Annotated in this window: 24 protein-coding genes and 2 tRNA genes; 7 read left to right on the top strand and 19 right to left on the bottom strand. The window is 71.8% G+C overall.

Features of this window, described 5'->3' with window-relative positions; genetic code table 11:
* Positions 1–42 precede the first annotated feature (42 nt).
* Together ACFOYY_RS24190 and ACFOYY_RS24185 are read left to right on the top strand one after the other, a co-directional pair.
* Positions 43–2,967, top strand: a complete 2,925-nt coding sequence (locus ACFOYY_RS24190) for a helix-turn-helix transcriptional regulator (RefSeq protein WP_386192278.1) — start codon at positions 43–45, stop codon at positions 2,965–2,967.
* Between the two features lie 47 nt (positions 2,968–3,014).
* Complete coding sequence (locus ACFOYY_RS24185; protein WP_352010763.1) at positions 3,015–3,653, top strand: helix-turn-helix domain-containing protein; 639 nt, start codon at positions 3,015–3,017, stop codon at positions 3,651–3,653.
* 7 nt (positions 3,654–3,660) lie between these two features.
* On the opposite strand, the gene ACFOYY_RS24180 is transcribed toward ACFOYY_RS24185, so the two are convergent.
* Both ACFOYY_RS24180 and ACFOYY_RS24175 read right to left on the bottom strand, forming a co-directional pair.
* Complete coding sequence (locus ACFOYY_RS24180) at positions 3,661–4,908, bottom strand: MFS transporter (RefSeq protein ID WP_362912711.1); 1,248 nt, start codon at positions 4,906–4,908, stop codon at positions 3,661–3,663.
* Between the two features lie 109 nt (positions 4,909–5,017).
* Positions 5,018–5,422 carry a RidA family protein gene (locus ACFOYY_RS24175; RefSeq protein ID WP_352010765.1) on the bottom strand — a complete coding sequence of 135 codons (405 nt, stop codon included), beginning with the start codon at positions 5,420–5,422 and terminating at the stop codon, positions 5,018–5,020.
* A gap of 172 nt (positions 5,423–5,594) precedes the next feature.
* On the opposite strand from ACFOYY_RS24175, the gene ACFOYY_RS24170 reads away from it, so the two are divergent.
* The gene (locus ACFOYY_RS24170; RefSeq protein ID WP_386192273.1) at positions 5,595–6,209 is read left to right on the top strand and encodes a hypothetical protein; all 615 of its coding nucleotides are present in this window, start codon (positions 5,595–5,597) and stop codon (positions 6,207–6,209) included.
* 170 nt (positions 6,210–6,379) lie between these two features.
* A complete protein-coding gene (locus ACFOYY_RS24165) occupies positions 6,380–7,006 on the top strand; it encodes a hypothetical protein (protein WP_352010767.1) in 627 nt (208 codons plus the stop codon).
* A gap of 132 nt (positions 7,007–7,138) precedes the next feature.
* Here ACFOYY_RS24165 and ACFOYY_RS24160 read toward each other — a convergent pair whose 3' ends face one another.
* The 7 genes from ACFOYY_RS24160 to ACFOYY_RS24130 all read right to left on the bottom strand — a co-directional run bounded on the left by ACFOYY_RS24160 (position 7,139) and on the right by ACFOYY_RS24130 (position 15,843).
* Positions 7,139–7,579: a MarR family winged helix-turn-helix transcriptional regulator gene (locus tag ACFOYY_RS24160; protein ID WP_386192270.1), complete on the bottom strand. Its 441-nt coding sequence runs from the start codon at positions 7,577–7,579 to the stop codon at positions 7,139–7,141.
* A gap of 3 nt (positions 7,580–7,582) precedes the next feature.
* On the bottom strand, positions 7,583–8,002 hold the full coding sequence (locus tag ACFOYY_RS24155; protein ID WP_386192267.1) for an SRPBCC family protein: 420 nt from the start codon (positions 8,000–8,002) through the stop codon (positions 7,583–7,585).
* 498 nt (positions 8,003–8,500) lie between these two features.
* Entirely contained in the window at positions 8,501–10,267 is a 1,767-nt protein-coding gene (locus tag ACFOYY_RS24150; RefSeq protein WP_386192264.1) for an ABC transporter ATP-binding protein, read from the bottom strand.
* A gap of 2 nt (positions 10,268–10,269) precedes the next feature.
* Positions 10,270–11,157 carry an ABC transporter permease gene (locus tag ACFOYY_RS24145; RefSeq protein WP_386192261.1) on the bottom strand — a complete coding sequence of 296 codons (888 nt, stop codon included), beginning with the start codon at positions 11,155–11,157 and terminating at the stop codon, positions 10,270–10,272.
* Positions 11,154–12,311, bottom strand: a complete 1,158-nt coding sequence (locus ACFOYY_RS24140; protein ID WP_386192258.1) for an ABC transporter permease — start codon at positions 12,309–12,311, stop codon at positions 11,154–11,156. Before ACFOYY_RS24140 ends, ACFOYY_RS24145 begins: the two co-directional genes overlap by 4 nt.
* Positions 12,311–14,227 carry an alpha/beta hydrolase family protein gene (locus ACFOYY_RS24135; protein ID WP_386192255.1) on the bottom strand — a complete coding sequence of 639 codons (1,917 nt, stop codon included), beginning with the start codon at positions 14,225–14,227 and terminating at the stop codon, positions 12,311–12,313. Before ACFOYY_RS24135 ends, ACFOYY_RS24140 begins: the two co-directional genes overlap by 1 nt.
* The gene (locus ACFOYY_RS24130; RefSeq protein WP_386192253.1) at positions 14,224–15,843 is read right to left on the bottom strand and encodes an ABC transporter substrate-binding protein; all 1,620 of its coding nucleotides are present in this window, start codon (positions 15,841–15,843) and stop codon (positions 14,224–14,226) included. Before ACFOYY_RS24130 ends, ACFOYY_RS24135 begins: the two co-directional genes overlap by 4 nt.
* Before the next feature lie 126 nt (positions 15,844–15,969).
* Between ACFOYY_RS24130 and ACFOYY_RS24125 the strand changes: the two genes are divergently transcribed.
* The gene (locus ACFOYY_RS24125) at positions 15,970–16,236 is read left to right on the top strand and encodes a glutaredoxin family protein (protein ID WP_362780639.1); all 267 of its coding nucleotides are present in this window, start codon (positions 15,970–15,972) and stop codon (positions 16,234–16,236) included.
* A gap of 70 nt (positions 16,237–16,306) precedes the next feature.
* On the opposite strand, the gene ACFOYY_RS24120 is transcribed toward ACFOYY_RS24125, so the two are convergent.
* The 8 genes from ACFOYY_RS24120 to ACFOYY_RS24085 all read right to left on the bottom strand — a co-directional run bounded on the left by ACFOYY_RS24120 (position 16,307) and on the right by ACFOYY_RS24085 (position 21,297).
* Positions 16,307–16,876, bottom strand: coding sequence for a TMEM165/GDT1 family protein (locus tag ACFOYY_RS24120; RefSeq protein WP_352010777.1), 570 nt, complete (start codon positions 16,874–16,876; stop codon positions 16,307–16,309).
* A gap of 236 nt (positions 16,877–17,112) precedes the next feature.
* Positions 17,113–18,162 (bottom strand): UDP-N-acetylmuramate dehydrogenase, encoded by a 1,050-nt coding sequence (locus tag ACFOYY_RS24115; RefSeq protein ID WP_352010778.1) that lies wholly within the window; start codon positions 18,160–18,162, stop codon positions 17,113–17,115.
* Between the two features lie 52 nt (positions 18,163–18,214).
* Positions 18,215–19,504 carry a hypothetical protein gene (locus tag ACFOYY_RS24110; RefSeq protein ID WP_352010779.1) on the bottom strand — a complete coding sequence of 430 codons (1,290 nt, stop codon included), beginning with the start codon at positions 19,502–19,504 and terminating at the stop codon, positions 18,215–18,217.
* 102 nt (positions 19,505–19,606) lie between these two features.
* Positions 19,607–20,035, bottom strand: coding sequence for a MaoC family dehydratase (locus ACFOYY_RS24105; RefSeq protein ID WP_352010780.1), 429 nt, complete (start codon positions 20,033–20,035; stop codon positions 19,607–19,609).
* Entirely contained in the window at positions 20,035–20,481 is a 447-nt protein-coding gene (locus tag ACFOYY_RS24100) for a MaoC family dehydratase N-terminal domain-containing protein (protein WP_352010781.1), read from the bottom strand. The genes ACFOYY_RS24105 and ACFOYY_RS24100 overlap by 1 nt, the downstream gene beginning before the upstream one ends.
* A 231-nt stretch (positions 20,482–20,712) precedes the next feature.
* Complete coding sequence (gene rpmG / locus ACFOYY_RS24095; protein WP_036325591.1) at positions 20,713–20,877, bottom strand: 50S ribosomal protein L33; 165 nt, start codon at positions 20,875–20,877, stop codon at positions 20,713–20,715.
* Between the two features lie 73 nt (positions 20,878–20,950).
* Positions 20,951–21,024 (bottom strand) — tRNA-Met (locus ACFOYY_RS24090).
* Between the two features lie 200 nt (positions 21,025–21,224).
* A tRNA-Thr gene (locus tag ACFOYY_RS24085) sits at positions 21,225–21,297 on the bottom strand.
* Positions 21,298–21,500: 203 nt separating this feature from the next.
* Here ACFOYY_RS24085 and ACFOYY_RS24080 point away from each other — a divergent pair.
* Positions 21,501–22,154, top strand: a complete 654-nt coding sequence (locus tag ACFOYY_RS24080) for a hemerythrin domain-containing protein (protein ID WP_386192246.1) — start codon at positions 21,501–21,503, stop codon at positions 22,152–22,154.
* A gap of 6 nt (positions 22,155–22,160) precedes the next feature.
* On the opposite strand, the gene ACFOYY_RS24075 is transcribed toward ACFOYY_RS24080, so the two are convergent.
* Positions 22,161–25,409, bottom strand: a complete 3,249-nt coding sequence (locus ACFOYY_RS24075) for a BTAD domain-containing putative transcriptional regulator (RefSeq protein WP_362780648.1) — start codon at positions 25,407–25,409, stop codon at positions 22,161–22,163.
* Between the two features lie 40 nt (positions 25,410–25,449).
* Here ACFOYY_RS24075 and ACFOYY_RS24070 point away from each other — a divergent pair, with 40 nt between their 5' ends.
* Positions 25,450–25,761, top strand: a complete 312-nt coding sequence (locus ACFOYY_RS24070; protein WP_352010784.1) for a hypothetical protein — start codon at positions 25,450–25,452, stop codon at positions 25,759–25,761.
* 7 nt (positions 25,762–25,768) lie between these two features.
* Here the strand turns inward: ACFOYY_RS24070 and ACFOYY_RS24065 are convergent, their stop codons facing one another.
* Positions 25,769–26,329, bottom strand: a complete 561-nt coding sequence (locus ACFOYY_RS24065; RefSeq protein ID WP_449343622.1) for a YceI family protein — start codon at positions 26,327–26,329, stop codon at positions 25,769–25,771.
* Positions 26,330–26,604 lie beyond the last annotated feature (275 nt).

Genomic DNA, 26,604 nt, shown 5'->3' with positions numbered 1-26,604 from the left:
CTCCACCCCCCGTAGGTCGCCACCTCTTCCGCCGAGAGATAAATGGGAAGAAGAGTTCGTATAAGGCATGACATGCTGGAAGACATGGTGGGTCGGGCGGCAAGCCCCGTCTTCGTAGGGCGGGAGATAGAACTCGCCGCTTTGTCCGAGTCGTTCGAGCAGGCCCGGAGCACCGCGGCCGCGACGGTGCTGCTCGGGGGCGAGGCGGGGGTCGGCAAGTCACGGTTGATCGGGTTCTTCGCCGAGCGCGCCGCGAGCCGGGGGGCTCACGTGCTCATCGGCGGCTGCGTCGAACTGTCGACGGAGGGCCTGGCCTACGCGCCGTTCACCGCGGCGATCCGCCAGCTCGTGCGTGAGACGAGTGCCGAGGAGGTCGCGGCGCTGCTGCCGGTCGGCGGGGCGCGCGACCTCGCCAGACTGCTGCCCGAGTTCGGCGAGCCGAGCGGTGAGGTCGAGACCGACACCGCGAGGGGGCGGCTCTTCGAGCAGATCCTCACCCTTCTGGAACGGCTGGCCGAGCGCAACCCGGTGATCCTGGTCATCGAGGACATCCACTGGGCCGACCGGTCGAGCCGTGACCTGATCGCCTTCCTCAGCCGGAACCTCCGTACCGCCCCGGTCCTGATGGTCATGACCTACCGCTCGGACGAGTTGCACCGCCAGCACCCGCTCCGTCCCGTCCTGGCCGAGCTCGGCCGGGTCGAGGGGGTCGCCCGGCTGGAGCTGCCCAGGCTCACCCGTGACGAGGTCGCCGCCCAGATGGCCGGCATCCTCGGCACGACCCCGGAGTTCTCCCAGGTCGGGCAGGTCTTCGAACGCAGCGAGGGCATCCCCCTGTTCGTCGAGGCGCTGCTCGAATGCGGCGTCGACTCCTCCTACCCCGACTCCCTGCACGACCTGATCCTCGGCGCCGTCGAACAGCTGCCCGACGAGACCCAGCGGCTGCTGCGCATCGCCGCCGCGGGCGGCATCCGGGTCGGCCACGACCTGCTGGCCGCCGTCAGCGGCCTGTCCGACGTCGATCTTGAGGACACCCTGCGGCCCGCCATCGCGGCCAACGTGCTCCAGGTCGCCGACGGCCGCGCCTACGCCTTCCGGCACGCCCTGATCCGCGAAGCCGTACACGACGAGCTGCTGCCCGGCGAGCACGTACGGCTGCACGCCCGATTCGCCGAGGAGATCGGCAGGGACCGCACCCTGGTCCCCATGGGCCGGGCCGCCATCGAGATCGCCCACCACTGGTACTCCGCCCGTGACGACCTGTGGGCCCTCATCTCGGCCTGGGAGGCCGCGGCCAAGGCGTCCAGGACCTTCGCCTACAACGAGAAGATGCAGCTGCTCGAACGGGTGCTCACGCTGTGGAACAAGGTTCCCGACGCCTCCTCGCGCATCGGCGTCGACCACACGACGGTCCTCGAAGAGGCCTCCGAGGCCGCCCACTCCTGCGGTGAGATCGACCGCGGCATGAAGTTCGTCAAGGCCGCGCTGGACGAACTCGACGAGCAGACCCAGCCAGGCCGGGTCGCCGAACTCCTCGTACGGCTTGCCCAGTTCAAGATGTCGAAGCGCAGGCCGGGAGCACTCGACCACTTCCGCTACGCGGCGCGCCTGGTCCCCGACCCGAGTCCGGAACGCGCCGTGGTGCTGTCCAAGCTGGGGTCCTACCTGATCTTCAGCGGTGAGGTGACGGAGGGGACCGCGCTCACCGAGGAGGCGCTGCGCATCGCCCGCGAGCACAACGACGAGTGCCTCGAAGCCGACCTGCTGCTCAACCTGGCCCTCGGTCCCTCCATCGAAGGCCGGCTTGAGGAGACGGTCGCCATCAACGAGACCGCCCAGGCCATCGGCCTGCGCAAGGCCTCCGGCCGTATCGTCCTGCGGGCGCTCAGCAACACCGTGGACGCCCTCAACAACATGGGCCGCTCCGCCGAGGCGGTCGAGCTGGCGCTCGAAGGCGAGCAACTGGCCAGGAAGTACGGCCGTTACCGCGTCTCGGGGACGTTCCTGGCCAACAACCGGGCCGAGGCCCTTGAGTCGCTCGGCCGGTTCGAGGAGGCCGCCCAGCTCGCCGAGCAGGCGCTCACCATGGACCCCACCCTGCGCACCCGCCACCACCTGCGCCGCATCAGGGCCGACGTGGCGGTCGCCCGGGGTGAGACCGAGGTGGTCAGGTCCGTGCTGAACGAGGTCGAGGCGTTCACCGTCCTGGACGAGTTCACCCAGGAGCGTTCGGCCAACTCCCGGCTCAGGATCGGCCTGCATCTGCTGGACGGCGAACCCCTGGCCGCGCTCGACGTCGCCGAACGGGTGGTCGGGGAGGCGCAGATCACCAGCAAGCCCATGCTCGGCTGGCGGGTGCTCTCCCTGCTGGCCGCGGTCGCCGAGGCCGCCGAGCCCATCGCTCCTGAGCGCGCGACGGCGCTGCGCGCCCAGGTCCAGGGGGTCGGGGCCACGATGGGCGTGCACAGCCCGGTCGCCGAGGCCTACCGGCTCAGCGTCAACGGTGACCACGACGCCGCCGCCATCACCTGGGAACGGCTCGACCGGCCCCACCCCCGTGCCAAGTCGCTGCTCCACGCGGGGCGGGCGGCGGCGGGCGCGGGTGATCGTGAGGGCGCCGCCGTACGGCTGCGCACGGCGCACCCCATCGCCGTCGCGCTGTCGGCCCGGCCCCTGCAGGCGGAGATCGAGGCGCTGGCCCGCAGGATCGGGGTTTCCCTCACCGGGGAGGGCGTCCCGGCCGCGACGGCGCCGGCAACGGCTTCCGCGACGGCGCCGCTGACCCCTCGCGAGCAGGAGGTGCTCCGCCTGGTCGCCCAGGGACGGTCGAACCGCGACATCGCGGCCGAGCTGTTCATCTCGGCCAAGACCGTCAGCGTGCACGTCTCCAACATCCTGGGCAAGCTCGGTGTCTCCACCAGGGGCGAGGCCGCCGCCGCGGCCCACCGCCTCGCCCTCATCGGCTGACGTCCTGCATCATGTGATGCGTACGGGCAGCCATGTGAGGGGGAGCCATGCGGAGCGAGAACGGCGCCGCCTTCGACGTGACCGGTTCTCTCGCGGCCTCCTTCGCGGCTCCCGCCGTACGTGACGCCCCCGCCGAGGCGGCCGGGGTGCGTGAGGCGATCGCCGCCAACCTGCGCCGTGTCCGCCTGGCACGCGGTCTCAGCGTCCGTGAGCTGGCCGAGCTGACCGGGGTGAGCAAGGCGTTGATCTCCCAGGTCGAGCGGGGCGTCGCCAACCCCACGGTCGAGGTGCTCTCCCGGCTGGCCACCGCCCTCGAACTGACCTTCGGCGAGCTGACCCGCGTCAACCTGGTGGGGCCCGAGGTCGTCCGGCGTGGGGAGAACGCCCCCCTGCTGGTCGGTGACAGCGCGGTCCGCACCTTGTTCGCCGCCCCCGACCGCCGCCGTTTCGAGCTGGCCGAGGGTGACATCCCGGCCGGGACCCGCAGTGCCAAGAGCTCACACGGCCGGGGGTCGGTCGAGCACGCCTACGTGGTCTCCGGGGAGGTGACGGTCGAGACGGCGGAGTGGTCGGTCACCCTGGCAGCGGGGGACGCCCTGCGGTTCGCCTCCGAGTCCGACCACCTCTACGTCACCGGCGCCCTCCCCTGCCGCGTCCTGACCCTGATCTCCTTCTCCGAGGACTGAGCCCCGTTCAGGGGGTCTCCCGCGCGGGACCCGTCCTGAGCAGGGGAACGGCGAGCAGGGCGATGGTCAGGATCGTGGCCAGCCCGGCCACCAGTATGGGAACCCGCAACGTGGTGGCGGCGGCCAGCACTCCCGCCAGCCCGCTGCCCACGGGCATGAGGCCCCAGGCCATCATCCGGTAGGCGCCGGAGACGCGGCCCATCGCGCCCGGCGGGGTGAGGCGCTGGCGGCGCGTCGCGGAGAGCACGTTCCACAGCCCTACGCCCGCGCCCATCATCGCCACACCCGTCCAGGCCGCGGCGACGGTGCCCACCAGGCCGACCAGCGTGATCCCGCCGCCGGAAACGACCATCCCCGTGATCATCACCGGGCCGTCGGAGACCCGCCTGGCCAGGCGCGGGGCCAGCCAGGTTCCCGCCAGGGTGGCGACGCCGAACGCCATGACCAGCGACCCGACCGTACGGGGGCCCATGCCCAGGCTGTCGACGGCGTAGAGCGGCAGCAGGGTGTCGAAGGCGGTCGAGGCGACACCGGCGACCATCACCATGGTGGCGAGCGTGCGCAGCCCGGGGTGTCCCAGCAGGAGACGGACGCTCTCCCCGACCCCCGCCACCAGCCGGGTACCCGTCGCCCCGGCGTCGGCGGGGAAGGCGGGGAGAGTGGCCACGAGCAGCGCGGCCGCCACGAAGCTGAGCCCGTCGACGGTGAAGGCCAACACGGGGTTGACGGCGATCACCAGGCCACCGGCGAGGGGACCGATGACGGTCATGGCCACCGTGTTGACGGCGTAGAAGCGGGAGTTCGCCTCCTGGAGATCATCCGGTCCGGCCAGGTGCACCATCATGACCTGGGAGGCGGGGTCGGCGAAGGTCTCGGCGAGCGTCAGCAGGAAGGCGAAGACGCACAGCAACGCCACCGAGTCCGCGCCCGCCGCCATGGCCGTCACCAGCACGGCCGTCAGTACGGCCCGCACCCCGTGCGCGGCGACCAGCACGGTCCGCGGCGGCGACCGGTCCACGACGGCCCCGGCGGGCAACGCGCCCAGCAGCCACGGCAACGTCTCCGCGAAGGCCACCGCGCTCGTCGCCAGCGGATCCCTGCTGCGCAGCGCGACATAGAGGGGAAGGGCCAGAAACCGCACCCCGTCCCCGCACAACGAGATCGTCCACGACCACCAGAGCCGCCGGAACCGCGGAGTCCGCACACCCACCGGCGGATTTCCCTCGGTGGCGCCGTCGGCCCGGGCGTCCGCCATCGTCCACCTCCGTGTCATGGAAACTGAACGAGGCGGTCCCGATGCTACCGAAAAACAATCTTCTTACTAAGGGATTTTCTTCTGCCGGAGACGGCCTACCGCGGTTTTCCTACGATTCGGAAATGGCGGCCACGGCTTCGATCTCGATGAGGATGTCAGGCCGGAACAGGCCCGCGACCTGGACGAGGGAACTCGTCGGAGGACGCTCCAGGTTGATGAACTCGTCCCGTACGGCCCGCACGGTCGCCAGCGCCGAGGTGTCCACCACGAAGATCGTCAGCTTGAAGACGTCGTCCCAGGTCGCCCCGCCCGCTTCGAGCGCGGCTCCCACGTTCCGCATGACCTGGCGGGTCTGCGCCTCCCAGTCACCCGCCGTCGCGACCGTCCCCTCGGCGTCGATCGGGACCTGCCCCGAGGTCCACACGATCCTGCTACCAGGGGGAATGCTCGCCACGTGGCTGTAGCCGTTGGTCGGCGGCAGGGTCGAGGGCGTTCCGAACTCGATGGATGTCATGGTCCCGTTCCTTGTGCTGTGTCACCCGTAACACCCGAAACTCTGCCAGGCCCTCCCGTTCACACGACCACGGGGTCGGGGCGTGAGGGCCTCCGTATCCGCCGACCCGGGACCGGAGAAGTGGAATTCTTTCCGCCCGGCCATGGAAACGGGATTTGTGTAGCGTGGCCATATGGATTTCTTCACCGCGCCACCGCCTCCCGAGCGGAAACCGATGAAGCGGGAAAAGAGACCACCCTGGCTCGGCCCTCCCGAGGATTTCGTCGGCGCCGTCGTGCCCGTCGACCGAACACTGTTCCGCACGGAGACACTGGCCATCGTGCTCACCGACGCCGTCGTCTTTCCCGAAGGGGTGAGGCTCAACGTGCGAATGGCGTTCCGCAGGCTGGAGGGAGTCAACGACGACACCTGGTGGGACCACCACGACCGGTTGCTCGATTTCCACGGCCATCGCGACGCTCGTCTCCCGGATGAGAACATGCGGCTCGGTATCCGTTTCTCCGACGGGTCGAAGGTCACGACCGTGGACGGCACGCTGGACACCGAGGAATGGCCTCCGCCTCGTCCGGACGGCCCGGTCCTGCACTGCCGGCTCCCGGGCAACAGATCGGGGAGCGACGACTTCGCCACCGGGCACTGGCCGTTGTGGTTGTGGCCGTTGCCGCCTCCGGAGCCGTTCGAGGTCGCCGTCGAGTGGCCCGCCTTCGAGGTGCCGCTGACGTTCACCGAGATCGACGGCGCACCGCTCGTCGCCGCCGCGAGGCGCGCGCACTCCTACTGGCCCTGACCCTCCCCTGGCCGGCGAACCGCGCGGGTGCGCCAGCCGTACAGGAAAAGGATTTTTCCGGATAAATCCGTCTATATGGGTGCGCCGTATCGATCGGGACACCGCACTTATGGGGTGCTATGTGGTGAAAAAACACCCGGACGGGCCGTGGGGTTGCGTACTTTGACCGCATGGATTTCTTCACCCCCCCTCCACGACTCGGCCGGGACCTGGCCTCGGAGGAGAGAGATCAGCCCCCGTGGGCAGGCCCCCCGAAGGATCTGCTCGGCGGCACCGTGGCCGTCGAGCAGACGCTGTTCCAGAGCGACTCGATCACGATCGTCCTCGCCAGTGCCGTCGCCTTCCCCGAGAACGTGAAGTTCCACGTACGGCTGGCGGCACGACGACTCCTCGACGAGGACGAGGACAGCTGGTGGGAACGGCGTGGCCTGATGTTCGAGGGACGCCGCAACCGGACCCGCCCCAGCCGCCTCCTTGAGGACGAGGTCCTGCGCTTCGGCGTACGCCTGCCCGACGGCTCCAAGGCGACGACCGTGGACGGCAGGACGAACTCCGACGAGTGGCCGCCGCCGCGTCCCAAGGGACCCGTCCTGCGTCAGGGCGGCGGAGGCGGCGGGGGTGGTGGAGGCCGCCTGGCCACCGGCCACTGGAACCTGTGGATGTGGCCGCTCCCGCCGCCGGAGCCGTTCGAGTTCGTGGTCCAGTGGCCCGCGTTCGACGTGCCGCTGACCTTCACCAAGATCGACGGCGAGGCCCTCACCACCGCCGCGGAACGAGCCCGCTCCTACTGGTCCTGACCACCCGTCACGCGGGCCCGGCCGCCTCCGGCGCCCACACGACCACCGGTCACCCGGCGAAGAACACCGAGAACGCCGCCGGTCCCAGGAAACACACGGCCAGGACCGGCGGCTCCCTCGACCCGGCCCGGCTCAGGGGTCGGCGAGAGGGCGGTCGGCGAGAGGGCGCATCAGGGCCTGCAGGGTGGACAGGTCGGGAGTGGCTCCGAAGAAGGCCGCGTCGGCGGCCTCCACGACGCCGATGGCCCGCCGTGCCAGTTCGGCGCCCTCGTCGGTGGTCCTCAGCAACTTGGCCCGGGTGTCCGCCGGATCGACCTCCCGCCCGAGGAGGCCCTTGTCCTCCAGCCTGCGCAGCACCTGCGAGGTCATCTTCACGTCGGTGCCCGCGCGCCTGGCCAGGCTGAGCTGGTTGGGACTCTCGCCGTGGGAGTTCATCCACCAGGCGGTCGCCAGCAGCACGAACTGCACGTGGGTGAGGTCCAGCGGGGCGAGGGCGGCGACGATCTCCCGCTGCCAGCGCAGCGTGACGTGCCACAGCAGGAACCCCGGGCTCTCGTCCGGATGGGCGACCACGGCCTAACCCTCCTCCGCCCGCTTCACCAGCGCGGCCACCACGTCGGGGAAGTCCGCGGTGATCGCCGGACCGAGCTGGGGCCCGACCTCGTCCGCGGCCTGTCCAACGATCTCCGTACGGTAGGTCACCCGGGTCCGTCCCGCGTCGAGCCGCTCCAGCCGGTGCACGGTGCGCACGACGAACCCACCGGCGTCCATCTCGTCGGTGAACACCTCACCCGGCACGATCTCCACCAGGCGCAACTCGACGGGGCCCTCCCCCGGCGGGGTCATCCTGAACGCCGTGCCCACGGCGAACGGGCCGTCGACCTCGATCTTCTCGATCCCGTCGTTCCACTGTGGCCACGTCTCCATGTCGGACCAGCGACGCCACAGCGCCTCAGGAGCGGCGGTGGTCTCGACGCTGTGCTCGTACTCCCACATGGGTCTCCCCTTCGACATTTAGGATGCGCGCAGACTATCTTCGCGGCGACTAACCCGTCAAACCCTCCCGAACCCATCCGGCGACGTCCACGTGCAGGGATGTCGAGAACCCGGCCAACGGGCCCGTCCTCACCCACGGCCTGACGGACCACCACCAGGCCGTTCCCGCCGAGGGCGGCCCATGACCACCGGCACCGACACGACGCCGAACTCGGCCACCACGAGGCCTGGCAGGAGTCAGAACGCCGGTACCTGCGTTCGGCCGGGAGCGGCGGGGGCCGGCCGCGATGTTCGCGGGCAGGCTGAAGGCCCAGCGCGGCGCGTACGCCGAGGCGGTGCCGCCGCTGCGCGTCGCCGCCGAACGCCGGCGCGAGGTCAGGGCGGCGCTACGACCCGGACGACCTTGAGCTGCTGATCAGGATGGTGGACCCGGCGAGGGAGCTCGCCGAGGCGGAGGCCGCCCTGACCCCCGGGTGACCCGGGCAGGCCGCTGCGGCGTTACCCGAGCCAGCCCGGGGAGCCGTCGGGGACGCTGGCCAGCAACGTCCGCGTGTAGGGGTGGGAGGGGGCGTCGAGGACCCGGTCGACGGGGCCCGTCTCCACGCACCGGCCCGCCTCAAGCACGTAGAGCCGGTCGGCGACCTGACGGACGACCGCCAGGTCATGGGTGATGAACAGCATCGCCATGGACAGCCGTTCCCGCAGTTCGGCCAGGAGGGCGAGGATCTGCGCCTGCACCGAGACGTCGAGCGCGGAGACCGGTTCGTCGCAGATCAGCAGCCGGGGCTCACCCGCCACCGCACGGGCGATCGCGACCCGCTGACGTTCGCCGCCGGACAGCCCGGCGGGACGCGTCCCGGCCGTGTCGCGGCTCAGGCCGACCGATTCGAGCAGCCGGGCGACGTCTCCCGGGGTGGCCGGGCGGCCGTCGGCGCGCAGGGCCTCGGCCAGGGTCGCCCCGATCGTGCGGGCGGGGTTGAGCGTCGAATAGGGGTCCTGGAAGATCATCTGCGCGGTGCGCCGGGCCTGGCGCACCGCCGTACGGCTCAGCCTGCCGTAGTCGGAGCAGTCGATCCCGTCGAGCAGGACCGTGCCCGCGTCGGGGCGTTCCAGCCCGGCGACGCAGCGGGCGAGCGTGGTCTTGCCCGACCCCGACTCACCGACCACGCCGACCACCTCGCCGGGCGCGACGGTGAGGCTCACCCCGGCGAGGGCGGGCCGGGCGGCCCCGGCGAAGGTTCTGCGCAGGTCACGCAGGTCGAGCACCGGGGCGGCCGTGACCGGGGCGCCAGGCGCGACCCCCGGTGCGGGCGCGGGCCTGGCGGGCAGCTCGGCGGCGCGCAGGCAGGCCGACTCCCGCCCTGGCCGTACCGGCAGAGCCGAGGGCCGTACGGCCAGGCAGCCGGGCACGGCCAGGGAGCAGCGGGCGGCGAAGGCGCACCGGTCGGCGACCGCGTCGTGGGCCGGCACGGAGCCGGGGACGGCCGGGATGACGGCCAGACGCCGGTCGGCGGGCGGTTCGGCCGCCAGCAGGGCCCGGGTGTAGGGATGGAGCTGCTCGTCCCGTACGGCCGCCGCCCCACCGCTCTCCATGATCCGCCCGGCGTACATCACCATGACCCGGTCGCAGGTGGAGAAGGCCAGCCGCAGGTCGTGGGTGATGAGCACGAACGCCATGCCCCGGTCCCGCTGGATGCGCCGGACCAGGGCGAGCACCTCACGCTGGGTGGTCGCGTCGAGCGCGGTCGTCGGCTCGTCGGCGACCAGCACGCGGGGCCCGCCCGCGAGCGCGGCGGCCAGGCCGACACGCTGCCGCATGCCGCCGGACAGCTGGAACGGGTAGCGCCCGGCCACGTCCCCGGGCAGCCCGACCTCGGCCAGCAGCCTGGGCACCTCGGTCGCGGCGTCGGCCCCCTTCGGCAGCCCGTCGGCGATCTGCCTCCCCACCCGGCGCAGCGGGTTGAGCAGCGTGAACGGGTCCTGCATGAGGAGGGAGACCACGCCGCCGCGCTGCCGGGCGCGGGTTCGGGGGTCGTCGTCGACCCGCACGCCGTCGACGCTCACCCGGCCGGAGGCGTCGAGTCCCCTGGGCAGCAGGCCGAGCGTCGCCCTGACCGTGAGCGACTTGCCGGAGCCGGACTCACCGACGATCGCGAGGGACTCCCCCGGCGCGACGTCGAAGGAGACCTCGGACAACAGGGTCCTGCCGGTCGCGGGCTGCCGTACGGTCAGCCCCTCGACCGTGATCCCGCCCTCTTGTGCCATCCTCAGCGCGCCCTTCCCCGCGCGTCCACGCGTTCGTAGAGCCAGTCACCCACGATGTTGAGCGCGGCGGCGACGGCGATGATCGCCAGGCCGGGGGCGATCACCGTCCAGGGGTTGGCCAGGAACTGGGTGCGGTTGTCCGACAGCGTCCGCCCCCAGTCGGGTGAGCCCGCCGCGACGCCCAGACCGAGGAAGGACAGCGAGGCCAGCGAGACCAGGGCGTAGGCGAAGTTGAGGAACACGTTGGCCAGCGCGACGGGCGCGATGTTCGGCCACACGTGCCGCGTCATGATCCGCCAGGAGGAGAGGTTCTTCATCTGGGCGGCCTCGACGTAGGGACGGTGCCGCTGTTCGAGTACGGCTCCGCGCACCACCCGTGTGTCGGTCGGCGAGAACAGCACGACCAGTACGGCGATGGCCAGGCCGTACCCGCCGCCGAGCACGCCCGCCACGACGATGGCGACCAGCAGGGCGGGCAGCGAGAACACCAGGTCGGCCCAGCGCATGACCAGCGCGTCCACCCAGCCGCCGAGGTATCCGGCGGGCAGCCCGGCCAGGTTGCCGACGACCATCGAGCCGAGGGCCACGCACAGTGCCCCCGGCACGGCCGTACGGGCTCCGGCGACCAGCAGGTCCAGCACGTCGCGGCCCAGGTCGTCGGTGCCGAGCGGGTGGCCGGGGCCGGGGCCGCTGATGCCCAGCATCAGGTCCTGGGCGGTGGCGTCCGGCACGATCCAGGGGGAGAAGGCGGCGGCGACGGCCGCCAGGACAAGCACCAGGAGCGCGACGGCCACGCTCACCGGGGCGCGCAGCCACGCGGGCCGCGTCGCGCCTCTCCTGCGGACCTCCATGGCCTCCCGCGGACGACGGCCGGTGAACGGGCGCCTCACGAGGCCCTCCCGCCGATCCTGACCCTGGGGTCGGCCAGGGAGTAGCCGACGTCGACCAGGAGGTTGACGGCGGCGATGAGCAGGGTGAGCAGCAACGCGAGCGCCTGGACCACGGGCACGTCCTTGAAGGTGACCGAGTCGACCAGCAGGGAGCCGAGGCCGGGCAGCGCGAAGGTCACCTCGACCAGTACGGTCCCGGCCAGCATGCCGGTCACGACCAGCCCGGCGGCGGTGAGGATCGGCACGAGCGAGTTGCGCAGCGCGTAGGCCAGGACCCCGGCGCCGCCCAGGCCGCGTGCCCTGGCGAAGACCACGTAGTCCTGGTCGAGTTCGCGGATGAGCGCGGCCCTGCTGAAACGGACGAGCATGCCCACGGCGCCCACGGCCAGCGCGGCGGCGGGCAGCGTCAGGTGCCAGATCCGGTCGGCCAGGCCCTCGCCGGTGCCGTACACGGGGAACCAGCCGAGCCAGGCGGCGAAGACCACGAGCAGCAGCAGTCCCACGGCGAACGGCGGGGCGCTCAGCCCGACCACCCCGGCGGTGACCGTGAACCGGTCGGTCGCCCTGCCCCGCCGTACGGCTCCCGCGACGCCGAGGGGGACGCCGACGAGCACCGCGAGCAGCGTGCCGTACCCGGTGAGCGCCAGGGTGAGCGGCAGCCGTTCGCCGATCATGTCCGCGACCGGGGAGCCGGTCCTGATGGAGACGCCGAGGTCGCCGCGCAGGGCGCCGCCGAGCCAGGTGAGGTACCGCACCGGCAGCGGGTCGTCGAGGTGGTAGCGGGCCTGGATGGCGGCGATGGTCTCCGGCGTGGCGGGACGGGTGCCGAGCAGGGTCTGCTGGACCGAGCCCGGGGCGAGGTAGAGCAGGCCGAACACCCCGACGGAGACCAGCGCGACGACGACGGCGGTCCCCGCCAGCCTGCGCGCCAGAAAGGCGCCCCAGCCCCGCCCGGCGCGCCGGACACGGTGACCGCCCTCTCCCGGAGCGGCCTCCCGGACGTCCCCGTGAGAGCCGTCCCCCGTGGCGTCCTCGCGCGAGCCGTTCTCCCGGACGCCCTCGTAAGCGCCGCCTCCCACGGCGGCCTCCCGGACGTCCCCGTGAGAGCCGTCGTCCCCGTCCGGCGGGAGGCCGTCCCGGCTCCGCCCGTCCATCACAGCACCCCGTTCTCCGTCAGCCAGGCGAGCACGCGGCCGGCCGCGTCGTGACGGTGTCCCGGCTCGGTCAGCTCGTGGCCCTCCCGAGGGTAGACGACGAGCTGAGTCCTCACTCCGGCCGCTGACCAGGCACGATAGAGCTGGTCCGCCTGCCCGGCGGGGGTGGTTCTGTCCTCGGCGCCGTGCAGGATCAGCGTCGGGGTGGTCACGGCTCCGGCGTGACAGACCGGGGAACGCGCGGCGAGGAACTCCCTGCCCTCCGGGGTGGTCGCGTCGGCGCCCCGGTGGTACAGCGGGTCGTAGCCGCCCGCGAGGTTGCTCGCGGTGGTGAAGCTGAGCCAGTCGGCGACGCCGGACATCACGACCGCCGCCCTGAACCTCCTGGTCCGTGTCACCGCCCACGCGCTGAGATAGCCGCCGTAGCTCAGCCCGAGCACCGCCATCCGCCCGGGGTCGGCGATCCCGGCCGCCACGAGGTGGTCGGTCCCGGCGAGCACGTCCCCGAGGTCCTCCTCGCCGACGTGCCCGATGACCCGGCGGGCGTAGTCCTGCCCGCGTCCGCTGCTGCCCCGGGGGTTGGGCAGCAGTACGGCGGCGCCCGCGTGCGCCAGCGGCAGCGCGAGCTGGTTGGACTCGGCGGGGGCGAAGGCGCTCGACCACAGCCAGGTCGGCCCGCCGTGCGCGATCACCACCAGCGGCCCCGGCCCCGGCGCCTCCCCGGAGGTCAGCAGCAGCCCCTGGACCGTGAGCCCGTCGGGCCCGGTCCAGCTCACCTCCTCCTGCCGTACGGCCAGCCGCGCGAGGTCGGTGTTGAGGGCGGTGACCTGGTGCCACTCCCCCTCGGTGAGGACGGCGAGCGCGATCTCCGGTGGTCGCCCGGCCGTCTCCCAGACGGCGGCGGCACGGGTGCCGGTGCGGTCCGGCGACAGCGACGGCTGACCGTCGCGCCCGCCGAGGGTGCCCCAGGCCGTCCAGCGGCTCAGCACCCGCCCTTCGGCGGTCATGGTGCCGCCGTGCGTGCCGGTTCCCGACCACCCGGTGAACCACAGGGTGTGCTCGTCGAGCCAGCCCAGGTCGGTGACGTCGTCCACGGTGGTCAGCCGGGTCACCGTACCGCTCTCCAGGTCGAGGTGGACGACCCGTCCCGAGACGATGGACAGTCCCTCGACCACGACGGCCGCGCGTCCACCGGGGGCCAGCCTGGGGCGGCTGAGCTGCCAGGAGGTGGTCAGCAGGGTCCGGGTCCCCCCGGTGGCCGGGTCGATCAGGACGAGGCCGGGCCGGTAGTACCCGCCGGGGGTCTCATCCGCCGAGGTCACGGCCAGGGCGAGGCCGTCGCGCCAGTCGGCCTCCCAGACGGTCAGGCCGGGGGTGGGGACGGGCCTCGGGGCCGGGTCCCCGACCCTGAGCAGGGCGAGCCGCCGCAGCCGTCCGCCCGGGGTCCTGACGAAGGGGTCGGCGGCCGGGTCGGCCACCCGGAGCCCGAGGTGGCTGCCGTCGCGTTCGCTTCCGGGGTCGGCGAGCCGTACGAGGACGGTGCCGTCGGCGTCGGCGACCAGGTCCTCGATCTCCCCGTCGACCCCGGCCCGCCAGACGGTGACGAGGTCGTCGCCCGCGCGGACCTCGACGTGGTCGAGGGCCTGCCCGTCGCCCGAGGCGAGCAGCAGCCGCCCGTCGGGCAGCCAGCGGGTCAGCGCGTGCCCGCGTCCCGCGACCTCGGGAACCGGGGTGGGGACGGCGTCCGCACGGGTGAGGTCGAGCACGTGGGCGACGGGTTCGGCCTCGGACGGGGGCAGGACGCAGGCGACGCGGGTGCCCTCGGGGTGCAGCGCGACGGCGTCGGGTACCCGGAGGGTCGCCAGGGCCGCGTGCGCCCGCAGTCCCGCGTCCCGCGAGAGGTCCACGACGGTCATGGGCGGGTGGTGAGCTTGGCGGCCCAGGGGCCGACGAAGAAGTAGGGGCCGAACTCCCCGGCGCCGATCTTCGGCCCGAACGCGGTGGCCGCCTCTCCCCACCACAGCGGCTGGTAGGGAACGTCGGCCGCGGCCCTGACCAGCGCGTCGCCCAGCAGCCTGCCCCTGGCGGCGTCGTCGGTGCTCTTCTTGGCGTCGTCGAGCAGCCCGGTCACCTCGGCGTTGGCGTACTCGGCGATGTTGGAGCCGTTCTCCCCGGCGTAGGCGCCGTTGAGCAGCTGCTGGACGTACTCGGAGGGGTCGCCGGTCGTGGCGAAGTACCACCCGAGGTAGACGCCGGAGTCGTGCTTGCCCAGCTCGGAGATCCACTGTTCGAGGGGGATCTCCTTGACCTCCAGCGTGATGCCGATGGTCTTGAGGTTCTCGGCGAGGGTGAGGGCCGCCCTGCCGAGCTGGGGGCCGCTGCTTGGGTAGGTCAGCACGTCGGAGAAGCCACCCGGCACCGAGGAGAGCGCCAGCTCCTCCTTGGCCTTGGCGAGGTCGAAGCCGTACTGCGGGATGCGCGCGTAGAGGTCCTTGACCTGGGCCTCGTCGAGCACGCCGCCCCACTGGGCCGGGTCGGGGACGGTCGTCGCGACCTGGCCGTGGCCGCGCAGCACGCTGCGCACGATGCCCTCGCGGTCCACGGCGTGGGCGACCGCCTTACGGACGTGGACGTCGTTCCAGGGCTTCTTGGCGGTGTTGAAGGCCAGGGTGACCAGGGACCGGTCGCTGGCCGTGCGGACCTCGACGCCGGAGATCGCCTTCCACTGGTCGATCTGCTCGGCGGGGACGTTCAGCGCGACGTCGACGGATCCGCCGCGCATGGCCAGCAGCCGGGTCGACTCCTCGGGGACGAAGTCCAGCCTGATCTGCCGGTAGGGGACCTTGCCGCCCCACCAGGCGTCGTTGCGCTCCAGCGTCACGTGCGAGTCGGGCGCGAACTCGGTCACCTTGTACGGCCCGGTGCCGAGGATCTTCCCGGCCGGGGTGCCGATGTTCTCGCCGGTCGTCTCGACGAACTTCCTGCTCGTGATCTGCAGGGTGCCCGGGGAGGGGGTCCAGGCGAAGGAGGCGTCCGGCTCCTTCAGGGTGATCGTGACCGTGGAGCCGTCGGCCTTGATCTTGTCCACGTTGGCGTAGGCGTAGGCGTAGGCCGAGGTGGAGCCCTTCCTGGCGTGCAGGTCGAGGCTGGCCACGACGTCGTCGGCGGTCAGCGGGGTGCCGTCGGTGAAGGTCACCCCGGAACGGATCCGGTAGAGGTAGGTCTTCGGGTCCTTGCGCTCCCACGACTCGGCGAGGGCGGGCTGGAGACCGCCGTCCTGCCCGACGCCGACGAGCGCCTCCTGGCAGAGGAGGGCGACGACGTAGTTCATGATGCCCGCCTCCTTGCTCGCGTCGAGTGAGCCGATCGAGGAGGGCAGCGCGACCCTGAGCAGGTCGGTCTTCCCGGCTGCGGGAGAGGGAGGGGTCGAGCCGCAGGCGGCGAGACCGGGGACCGCGGCCAGGCCGCCCACGATGGCGAGGGATCTCAGGAGGGAACGCCGGGTGAGGGCGACGTCGGGGAGACCGGTCACGGAGACCTACTTTCTGCGACCAGCCAGCCTGTCTAGCTGCTGCGTCTACTATTACTATCCACTTGGCTCTGGAGAGTATTCGCCCGACGGCGCCCCGGTCAAACCCACCTTCCGAATGGGAAATGCATGGACTCCCTCACCGTTTACAGCGCCCCCTGGTGCGGCCACTGCCAACGCCTGAAGTCCCAGCTCACCCGGGCCGGCATCCCCTTCACGGAGGTGGACGTCGACCACACCCCGGGGGCGATCGAGCGCATCACCGAGATCGGCGGTGGCTCCTGGCTCATCCCGACCGTGGTCATGCCCGACGGCACCGGCCTGGTCAACCCGAGCCTGCGGGAGATCCGCGAACGGCTCGGGCCGGCCGAAGGCGAGGCTCCGGCCGCCCGGTGAACCCCGGGAGGGAGATCCACGGGCGACCGCTCAGACGACGGCGGGGTACCGGCCGTGCGTGAGCCCCGGCTCAGGCGAACAGCGGCTCGACCAGCAGCACGACGCCGAAGACGGCGAACGCGGCGGCGGCGCCGTACTTGATGACCTTCTCCGGCAGGTGCTTGCCGAGCATGCGGCCGACCAGGATGGCCAGCGCGTCCGCGGCGACCATGCCGACCGTCGAGCCGAGCCAGGTGCCGAACCAGCCGTACTGCGTGGCCAGCGTGATGGTGGCCAGCATGGTCTTGTCGCCGAGTTCGGCGAGGAAGAACGCCACGGTCACCGCCACGATCGCCGACCTGGTCGTACGGCTGGCCTTCTGCTCCTCCTCGTCGGTCAGCTCGTCCCCGCGCAGCGTCCACACGGCGAACCCCAGGAACGCCAGGCCCGCCACGATCGTGATGGCCGTGGTGGGGATCAGGTCACCGGCCAGCCTGCCCAGGCCGACGCTGACGAGGTGGACGACCGCGGTGGCCAGGGTGATACCGGCCAGGACCGGCCACGGTTTGAACCTGGTCGCGAAGGTCATCGCCATGAGCTGGCTCTTGTCGCCGAGTTCGGCGACGAAGATCACGGCGAGACTGATCCAGAATGCTTCCAACGAGCTGCCCTTCCGCGCGCGGCCGGGCCGGAAGGGGCACCCGGGGAGTCTCGGGCACGACTTCGGCCCGGCGGCATCGATGTATGCCTGCCAGGCCGAAGGTCTCGTCCGCCTCGGCGTCTCCGCCTCAAGGCCCGCGCGACCGGGCGCCGTGGCGCCAGTATGTCGATCACGCGATTGGGACTACTCCCCCTCGGGTGTTACCGGTCCACGATAACAGGCGCCCGCAAATGCCCTCACAGGCCGGTTCCGACCATCACGGGCTCGTTGACCAGCGTGACCCCGAACTTCTCCAGCACGCCGTCGCGCACCTCGCGGGCCAGGTCGAGCAGTTCCTCGGTGGTCGCGGAAAGCTCGGGGTTGGTCATGGCCAGGGTGTGCTTGGTCGAGATGCGCGCCGGGCCGCGCCGGTAGCCCTTGGGGAAGCCCGCGTTCTCGATCAGCCAGGCCGCGGGGACCTTGACGGAGCCCCCGGGCATGTCCCAGCGGGGGAAGCCGGGCACTCGCAGGTCGAGTTCGGCCGCCTCGGCCGCGCTGAGGACCGGGTTGGTGAAGAACGAGCCCGCGCTGTGGGTGTCCGGGTCCGCCGGGTCGAGCACCATGCCCTTGCCCGCGCGCAGGGCGAGCACGGCCTCACGGGCCCGCCCGAGCGGCACCCGCTCCCCCAGCTCGACACCCAGCCTGAGGGCCAGTTCCTTGTAGGCGACCGGCCCGGACAGGTCGTCGGCGGCCAGCTCGTAGGTGACCGAGAGCACGACGTGCCTGCCGAGTTCCTCCTTGAACGCGCTGTCGCGGTAGGCGAAGCCGCACTCCGCCGCGTCCATGTCCCTGACCTCGCCCGTCCCGCGGTCGTAGACCCGCACCCCGGTGATCGTCTGTGACACGTCCTGCCCGTAGGCACCGACGTTCTGGATCGGCGTCGAGCCGACCAGCCCGGGGATGCCGGACAGGCACTCCACCCCGGACCACCCCTCGGCGACGGTCAGGGCGACCAGGGCGTCCCAGTCCTCCCCCGCCTGCGCGGTGACCCGGACCCTCCCGCCCTCGGTCTCGGTCCGCACGCCCCTGGACGCCACCCGCACCACCAGGCCGTCGAAGCCCTCGTCGGCCACCACCAGGTTGCTGCCGCCGCCGAGCACGAGCACCGGCTCCCCCGCCGCGTCCGCCGCCGCGACCAGCTCGACGATCTCCTCCGCCGACCCGGCCTCGGCGAACGCCCTCGCGGCCCCGCCCAGCCCCAACGTCGTGTACGGCGCCAGCCGTACCCCTGCGACCCGCTCAGTCATGCGCTTCCCCACGCCCGGTGCGACAATCCGGCGACCAGCCTACGGGGAGCCGCTATGTGGAGCGGAGCAGGCCGAGCACCCGGTCGTAGGTCCTGCGCGACTCCCTGTCCCGGTAGGCCGGGTCGACGTCGTGGTAGCCGCGGTGCCGTTCCTGGTGGACGGGCAGGTCCCGGTCGAGGGCGACGACCGTGCCGGGCAGCAGCAGGGAGAACTCCAGGTCGGCGTTGCGGTAGTAACGCGCGTCCCGGGAGAAACCGCCCGCCGCGAGCGCGGCGTCGCGGCGTACGGCGAACAGGTGGCCGAGCACCCCCTTGACCTCCCCGGGCCCCGCCTCGTGCCAGTCGTGGCCGTCCTCCCCCGGGTCGACGCCCTTCCAGCCGGCCGCGACCACGTCGTCCTCAAGCACCTTGATCAGGGGGGTGATCGCGTCGCCGTCCAGGATGGTGGAGGTCTCCATCACCACGTGCACGTCCGCGCCGTCGAGCTTCAGCAGTTTCGTACGGCTCTCGCCCCACCCCGCCGTGCCTCCCCGCCAGTGCGCGATCTCGGCCACGTGCCAGGCCTCGACCCGGTGGGGGTACTCCTTGACCAGTTCCTCAAGGACCTCGCCTGCCCCGTCGACGTTGCCCAGGTCGAGGGCGATGATCCTGGCCTCGGTGCGGGCGACCACGGCCCTGACGCACTCAAGCAGGTCCTCCGGCCAGCCGTCCACCACGAGCGCGACCGTCACGCTCGGCGGCGCGACCGGCTCCTCGGGCTCGACCGGGGTGACCTCCTCGTCCAGCCGGGAGACCGACAGGCTGGCGTCCCACAGCAGCTGGGATTCGATCATCCGCTCGGGGTCCCCGCGGTCCTCCCCGGTCCTGTCTCGGCCGCCGGCTCCGGAGGCGTTCCCCGGCCCACGGTTCTTCCCGGCTCTGCCGGTGAGTTCGACGCCCTCGGGCTCCTGGGCGGGAGCGGCCTCGGTCCCGGCGACCCGTTCGGCCTCCAGGTCACCGAGCCGTTCCGGGCGGGCGCCGGGTGCCGCGGCCTCCCGCACCCGCTCGGCCTCCGAGGTGCCCTCCTCAAGCGGTACGGTGCCGGTCACCCGGCCCGCTTTTACCGATCCCTCGGCATTCTCCGGATTTATCGGCTTTTCGGGTACTGGTACGGCGCTGACCGTCGGCCACACCTCGAAAGACGGCCGGGGAACCAGGTCGAAACCCTCGCCGAGCGCGCGGACGAGCCAGCCCTCGGCCTCGATCTCCCCGCGCAGCGTCTCCGCCCCCGCGAGATCGTCACCGGTCCTGGCCCTGACCCACCGCTCGGCGAGAGCGGTCACGTGAGGTGGTACTTCGCTCATTCCAGGACGCTACCCACGCACGGAAGGAGAAATCAGGCGAAACAAATCCCGCCGGGCACGACACTCCACCCCCGGACCCCGGGGCCCGGGGAGGCCGTACCGTCAGGCCAGCTGGACCACCGCGCGGGCCTTGGAGAGCACCCTGGAGTCGGCGGAACGGGCGGTCAGCGCGACCACCACGCGCTTGTCCTCAAGCTTCTGCTCGATGAGGCCGCTGACCGTGATGACCGCCCCCTGCTCGTCGTCCGGGACGACCACCATGGAGGAGAAGCGCACGCCGTAGTCGACGACGGCACCGGGGTCGCCCGCCCAGTCGGTGACGAACCGGCCGCCCTGGGCCATGGTGAACATGCCGTGCGCGATGACGTCGGGCAGGCCGACGGCCTTGGCGAAGCGCTCGTTCCAGTGGATGGGGTTGAAGTCGCCGGAGGCCCCGGCGTACATCACCAGGTTGACGCGGCGGACCGGGTAGTCGACCGCGGGGATCTCCTGCCCCGTCTCGACGTCGTCGTACTTGACCGTCGCGGCCATCAGCCCGCCCCTCCGCGCTCGACGATGGTGTTGTAGGTCGTGCAGACAGGCTCGCCCTCGACCGTGGAGACGTCGCTCCTGACGGTGATGAGCTCGTTGCGGCCCACGCTGCGGATGTCGGTCACCGTCGAGACGGTGACCAGCTCGTCGCCGGCGTGGATCGGCCGCTGGTATTCGAAACGCTGCTCACCGTGGACGACCATGGCGAAGTTGAGCCCCAGCTCCGGGTCGGCCAGGATCGAGCCGCCCGCCAGGCTGAACACGATGGGGAAGGTCGGAGGGGCGATCACGTCCGGGTGACCGACGGCCCGCGCGGCCTCGGCGTCCCGGTAGACCGGGTTGTCGTCCCCGATCGCCGCCGCGAACTCCCTGATCTTCACACGGCTGACCTCGTAGGGCGGAGAGGGCGTGGACGCCCGCCCGACGAAATCGCGGTTCAGAGCCATCGTGCTCCTTTACGGATATCGAGCTGATTGGGGGCCGCCGGTACGGCCACCAGGAAACCGTAGCCCTCCCCGGCCTCCGCGCGGCTGTCGGTCATGGTCAACACCCGGGCAGGAAAGCTGTGCGAACGCGACAAACCGGCGCCCTCTCGAAGAGGACGCCGGTTCGCGTTGAGTTTGCGGGTGCTACCGAGGCAGCCGTCTCCCGAAGAGATGCGGGAGTCCTCGCGAGAACTAGCGGGTCTCGCGGTGCGCCCGGTGCGTCTTGCAGTTGGGGCAGTACTTCTTCAGCTCAAGCCGATCCGGGTCGTTGCGCCGGTTCTTCCGCGTGATGTAGTTGCGGTGCTTGCACTCCTGGCAGGCCAGCGTGATCTTCGGCCTAACGTCGGTGGCAGCCACTTGGGAGTGCCTTTCTACGTTCGGGACTGGGACAACCCGCACCGGTGCCCCGTAAGGGAGACCGGGAGGGTAGTAGCGGAGGCCGGACTTGAACCGGCGACACAACGATTATGAGCCGTTTGCTCTGCCTGACTGAGCTACTCCGCCTTGGAGCCATCTGAGTGACGGCCCCCGCAAGGATACCCGACCTGTGGACTGACTGCGTACTTGCGCAGGTCAGGGCCATCTTCCGGGTTTCCCCGGTTATGCCCCGTCCACTCGCCGGGTCCTTGAGCGTCTTGCGGTGGGCCTCAACGTCCACCCAAGCCGAAAGCCCCAACCGATTGGTCAGGGCCTGGAGGCTGTCGAGCCCCTTTACGGAATCGAACCGTAGACCTTCTCCTTACCATGGAGACGCTCTGCCGACTGAGCTAAAGGGGCCTGCCCGCTCTGACTTGGCGTCTTTTCTTCGCCTCGTCGCTGCGGACAGGTGTAACCATACACGGCTCGGCGGCGTGATGCGAAATCAATCCGGATCATCACGGGACCGGGGCCCGCGCCCACGCCAAGTGGTCACCAAGTGCCACATAAGCGGCCTCTCACATCGTGGTCTCACCACGAGACACACCACCGAGGAGAGAGCCGTGACGACCCCCGAACTACTGGGTTTCCAGATCACCCATCGCGCCATGCGAGGGGAGACCCGCCGCCTGGCCGTACTCGCCACCGAGCTGGCCGAGGGAAGGCAGACTGCCGACGTGGCCCGCGCGGCGGCCGTCGGCGCCTACGTCACCCGGCTGTGCGCGGGCATCCACCACCATCACGTGTCGGAGGACGAGGTGCTCTGGCCCGTCATCGAACGGTCCGCGGGGGCCGAGGTCGACCTTCGGGACCTGAGCGACGACCACTCGGAACTCGACCCGCTGCTCGCGGAGGTCGTCGGCCAGGCCGCCACCTTCGCCTCGACCGTCTCGACCGGGGACGCCTCCCGCCTCGCGGCCCTGCTCACCAGGCTCGCCGACATGCTCGACGAGCACATCGAGGAGGAGGAACGGCTGCTCTTCCCGATCATCATGAAGTACGTGTCCGTCGCCGACTGGGAGAAGGTCGAGAAGGCCGTCCGCAAGGGCGGTGACATCAGGACCGAGCTGCCCAGGATCGAGGAGTACGCCAGGCCCGAGGAGCTGGTCCGGCTGCGCAGGATGGCGGGTCCCGTGCTGACGGTGCTGCTCTCCCTGCTGCGCGGCGGCCACCGCCGCCGCAGGCGGATGATCTACGGCCCCCTCGCGGACGGCTGAGCGCTCTCAGGTCTCGCGCGCCGAGGCCAGGGCTCGGGCCGCCTCACGCGCCCAGTGCGGGGAACCGATCCGTTCCGCGACCCGTACGGCCCTGGCGTAATGGCCTGCCCCGTCCTCGCCGAGGAGCTCCGCGAGGTCCCCGAGGACATGCGCGACCGGCCCCAGGGTCACCGAGCCCGACGACAGCCCGGCCAGCTCGTCGTCCCACGGCAGCAGGTCCTCGTAACACCGCCGGGCGACCTCCCGATCGCCCAGGGTCACGGCGTTACGGGCCCGCAGCGTCAGCCGGATCAGCCAGTAGTAGTCCTGCCTGGCCCGCCAGTACGGCTCCCAGACCGCCCTGGCCTCCTCGTGCCTCCCCTCGGCGGCCAGCGCCGCGACCAGCAGTTCCGAGGTGTCGGGCGGGAGCAGCTCGTAGACGGCCCTGATCTCCTCGACGTCCTGGGGCAGCCCACCGGCCAGGCGGGTCACGAACCGGCCGAAGACACCGACGGCCAGGGCCTGCGGCCCCCCGGCCGCCGCCATCCGCTCCGCCGTACGCGTGTAGGAGCGCTCGGCGGCGGCGAAGTCGCCCCTGACCAGCAGGACCAGGGCGTCCAGCATCGCCAGCACGCTCAGCGCCAGCCCCAGCTGGCCGGTGGTCGAGTGTTCGAGCGCCCGGTCGGCGTGGTGACGGGCGGCGGCCAGGTCGTTGCGGCCCAGGCTCACCATGAAGAGCGCGTGGTGGCCCTGCATCCGGTATCCGGGCAGCCCGGCGCGCCCGCCGAGCTCGACCAGCTCCCGCCCGACCGCTTCGAGCTCGGCCCGCCGGTGCGGCGTCAGCAGGACGAAGTAGCGCGCGTTGAGCGCCAGGCAGACCAGTTCGGCGCGGCCCGACTCCCTGGCCAGGCGCAGCGCCTCGGCGCTGTGGACCTCGCACTCCTCCTCCCGGTGCCCTTCGAGCTCGAAGGTGAGCGTGGCCAGCAGCCTGCAGCGGGTCTCGTCGTCGTTCTCGCCGGTCAGGGCCTCCTCGACGGCGGCGACGAACTCCTCGTCCACCCGCCGGGCCGGCTGGATGGACCAGGTCACCGGGGCGTCGTAGGCGGTCAGTGCCCGGGTGAGCCCTGTTCCGAGCCGCCGCGCCACCTCGATGGCCCGCCGCCGGTCCGCCCTGGCGGCCAGCACGTCGCCCACGTGCGCCTCGGCGCCCACCAGGCCGCACAGCAGGTCGAGTCGTTCCCTGTCGTCCTCGACGAGGCCGAGCGCGCCCCGGTAGAGGGCCCCCGCCTCGCGGTGGGCGTGCAGGTCCGCCGCCCGCCGCGCCGCCGCCACCACGTACGGCACCGCCCGCCCGGCCGTGGCCGGGGTCGCGGCGGCCAGCGCGTGGTGTCCCAGGGCCAGGACGTCACCCGGCCTGGCCCGTTCGAGCGCCCCGAGAACCCTGCCGTGCAACCGGGTACGGCGCAGCCCCGGCGTGTCCTCGTAGAGGGTCTCGCGGACCAGGACGTGGGCGAAGCGCACCCGCCCGGGGGCCGGCTCGGTCAGCAGCCCCGTCATCACGCCCGCCTCAAGCCCTTCGAGCACGGTGTCCTCGTCGCACCCTTCGAGCGCGAGCAGCACGTCCACGTCCACGTCCCTGCCGACGACCGCCGCGTCCCGCAGCGTGGTCCGCGCGGTCGCGGGCAGCCTGGCGATCCTGCGCCTGATCAGGTCCCGCACCCCGGGTGGCAGGGCCAGGGCGGCTCCCGTGCCGTCCGTGCTGATCAGCCTGGCCGTCTCGGAGACGAAGAGCGGGTTGCCCCCGGTCCGTTCGGCGACCGCGCGGACGGTCTCCGGATCGACGTCGTGTCCCGAGCGTTCCCGCAGCAGTGTGGCCACGTCCGCGACGTCCAGGCCGCCCAGGGCGAGCCGGTGGGTCTCCCGCCCGGCCAGGGCGGCCCAGGTCGCCTCAAGGTCGTCGGTCGTCTCGGCGCTCCGGTAGGTGGCCAGCACCATGATCTCCACGGTCGCGAGCCGTACGGCCAGGTGGCGCAGCAGGCGCAGTGTCTCGGCGTCGGCGCGGTGGACGTCCTCAAGCACGACCAGCAGCCGGGTCCCGCCGGTCACGACGCGCGTCAGGTAGTCCTCGGCCGCCATGGCGAGCCGGAACCGGCCGGTCGCCGGGGTCTCGTCGGCCAGCAGGGGCGTGAGCCGTACGGCGAGGTCCTCCTGGGGTGGGCGGACGGCGGCCAGGGCGCGCAGGGCCTCGCTCCACGCCCAGGCCGGCGGCGCCCCGCCGTCGGTCTCCGGGCACCGTCCGGTGACGGTCAGCCATCCCCTCCCCGCCAGGCGCCGGGCGAAGGCGTTGGCGAGCGTGCTCTTGCCCGCGCCCGCCTCCCCGCCCAGCCAGACCGTGCGCGGCCCACGGCCGTCGGCGACGGCGTCGAGCGCGGCCAGCTCCGCCGTACGGCCGACCATCTCGACGGCCGGTTCCTCGGACGGCATCGGGCGTGGGGACGGCAGGGGACGTTCCGGTACGGCCGAGCGCAGCCGGGCCGCGTGGGTGAGGATGTCGCTCTCCAAGGCGCGCAGTTCGGGGCCGGGATCGACGCCGAGCTCCTCGGCGAGGGTCTCGCGGGCCCTCCTGATCGCGGCCAGCGCGTCCGCCTGCCGCCCCGCCCGGTAGTGGGCCAGGGCGAGCAGCCGTACGGCGTTCTCCCTGAGCGGGTGGGCGCGGACGTGCTGTTCGAGCCGTACCTCGGCGTTGCGGCCGAGGGCGAGCAGCGCCTCGGCGCGGTGTTCGACGGCGGCCAGCCGCAGGTCGTCGAGGCGCGCGGCCTCGGCTACGGCCCATTCCTGGTCGGCGAACTCGGCGTAGGCCTGCCCCTGCCACAGCGCCAGCGCCCGGTCCAGCAGGTCGAGCGCCCGCGCCGCCCCGTCCCCGGCGAGCGCCGCGGCGGCCTCCTCGACCGTCGCGGCGAAGGCCCAGGCGTCGACCAGTTCGGGGTCGAGTCGCAGCCGGTAGCCGGGCGCGGCGCTGACCAGCACGGTCGCGGGGGTACGGGGCCGCCGGTCGGGTTCGAGGGTCCGCCGCAGGTTGGACACGTACACCTGGAGCGCGGCCAGCGCCTTGGGCGGGGGTTGTCCACGCCAGAGGTCGTCGATGAAACGATCTGTCGAGACCACGTGGCCGCCCGCGGCGACCAGCCGGGCCAGTACGGCCCGCTGCCGGAAGGCGCCCAGGTCCGCAGGACGACCGTTGACCTCCGCCTGGAGCGGACCAAGAACACGCAACATAACGGAAAGTAGCGTATTTCACATTACGCAAAGGAGCGCGATGTCCCAGGAACCACGCAGGGCGGCGATCCGGGCGCTCGACGAGAGCGACCGGCGGCACTGGTACTGGTACGGCAGGGACGGCGACGGCCACGTGTGGCTGTTCGAGGCCGTCATCGACGACGGCGGCGAGTACTGGCCCGTCAGGCACGCCGAACTCGGCGCCGACGGCGTCGCCCGCCGGTACTCGTGGCGGCACATCTCCGACGAACACGGTTTCCTGGCCGAGGGCCCGCTCTATCCCGACGACTTCGGCCTGAACCCGCTGACCGAGGAGGAGTTCGCCACCCTGTGGGACGCGCTCGGCGGGTGATCCCCTCTCACACGACGAGCGCCGCCTGGATCTCCAGGAAGATCTGCACCTTCTCCCCCAGTGTCAGTCCCTCACCGCCGGGAATGGGGCTGTTGAAACTGACCCCGAAATCCGTGCGGTCGATCTCGCCGCGCGCCGAGAAACCGACCCGGGCACCGGCCCTGGGGTCCGGAAGATAGGGGTCGGGGCCGAAGCCGTTGATCTCGACCCTCAGCGGGACCGGGCGGGTGACTCCCTTGAGCGTGAGTTCGCCGTCCAGGACGAACTCCTCCCCCTCACGCCGCAACGCGTCGGCGCGGTAGGTCAGGGTCGGATACCTGTCGATCTCCAGGAAGTCCGCCGAGCGCAGGTGGTCGTCCCGCTGCGGGTTTCCGGTGTCCACCGAGGCCAGGTCGACCCGCGCGGTGACGCTCGACTCCAGCGGGTCGGCCCCGGTGACGATCCGCCCCTCGAACGCGGTGAACCGCCCGCGCACCTTGCTGATCAGCAGGTGCCGTACGACGAAACCGACCTCGGAATGGGCCGGATCTATCGTCCACGTCCCCGCCACATATCCCGGAATTTCCACGGTCTGTGTCACTGTCGCCTCTTCTGGTATGCCGGATGAGCTACATGACCTCATCCTGGAATGCCGGGAGGAAGGACACAAGAACGCACTTCGGCGCCAATCTGTGACCCAGAGACGACCATGGAGCCCTTCGTGGGCTTTCTGTTTTCCGGCCCCTTCGTGAGCACCGTTTTTGAGAAGCCCGGAAATCGGAAAGACCGCATTCTCGAAGTGGTTCCCCGTACGGGAAAGACCCCTTTCCCGTACGGCGCATTTCCGTACGGCGGATTTCCCGT

The organism is Streptosporangium jomthongense (genome assembly GCF_042650425.1).
Lineage (GTDB): Bacteria > Actinomycetota > Actinomycetes > Streptosporangiales > Streptosporangiaceae > Streptosporangium.
Note: the sequence above shows the minus strand (reverse complement) of the source record. Positions and strands in the feature narration are given on the sequence as shown.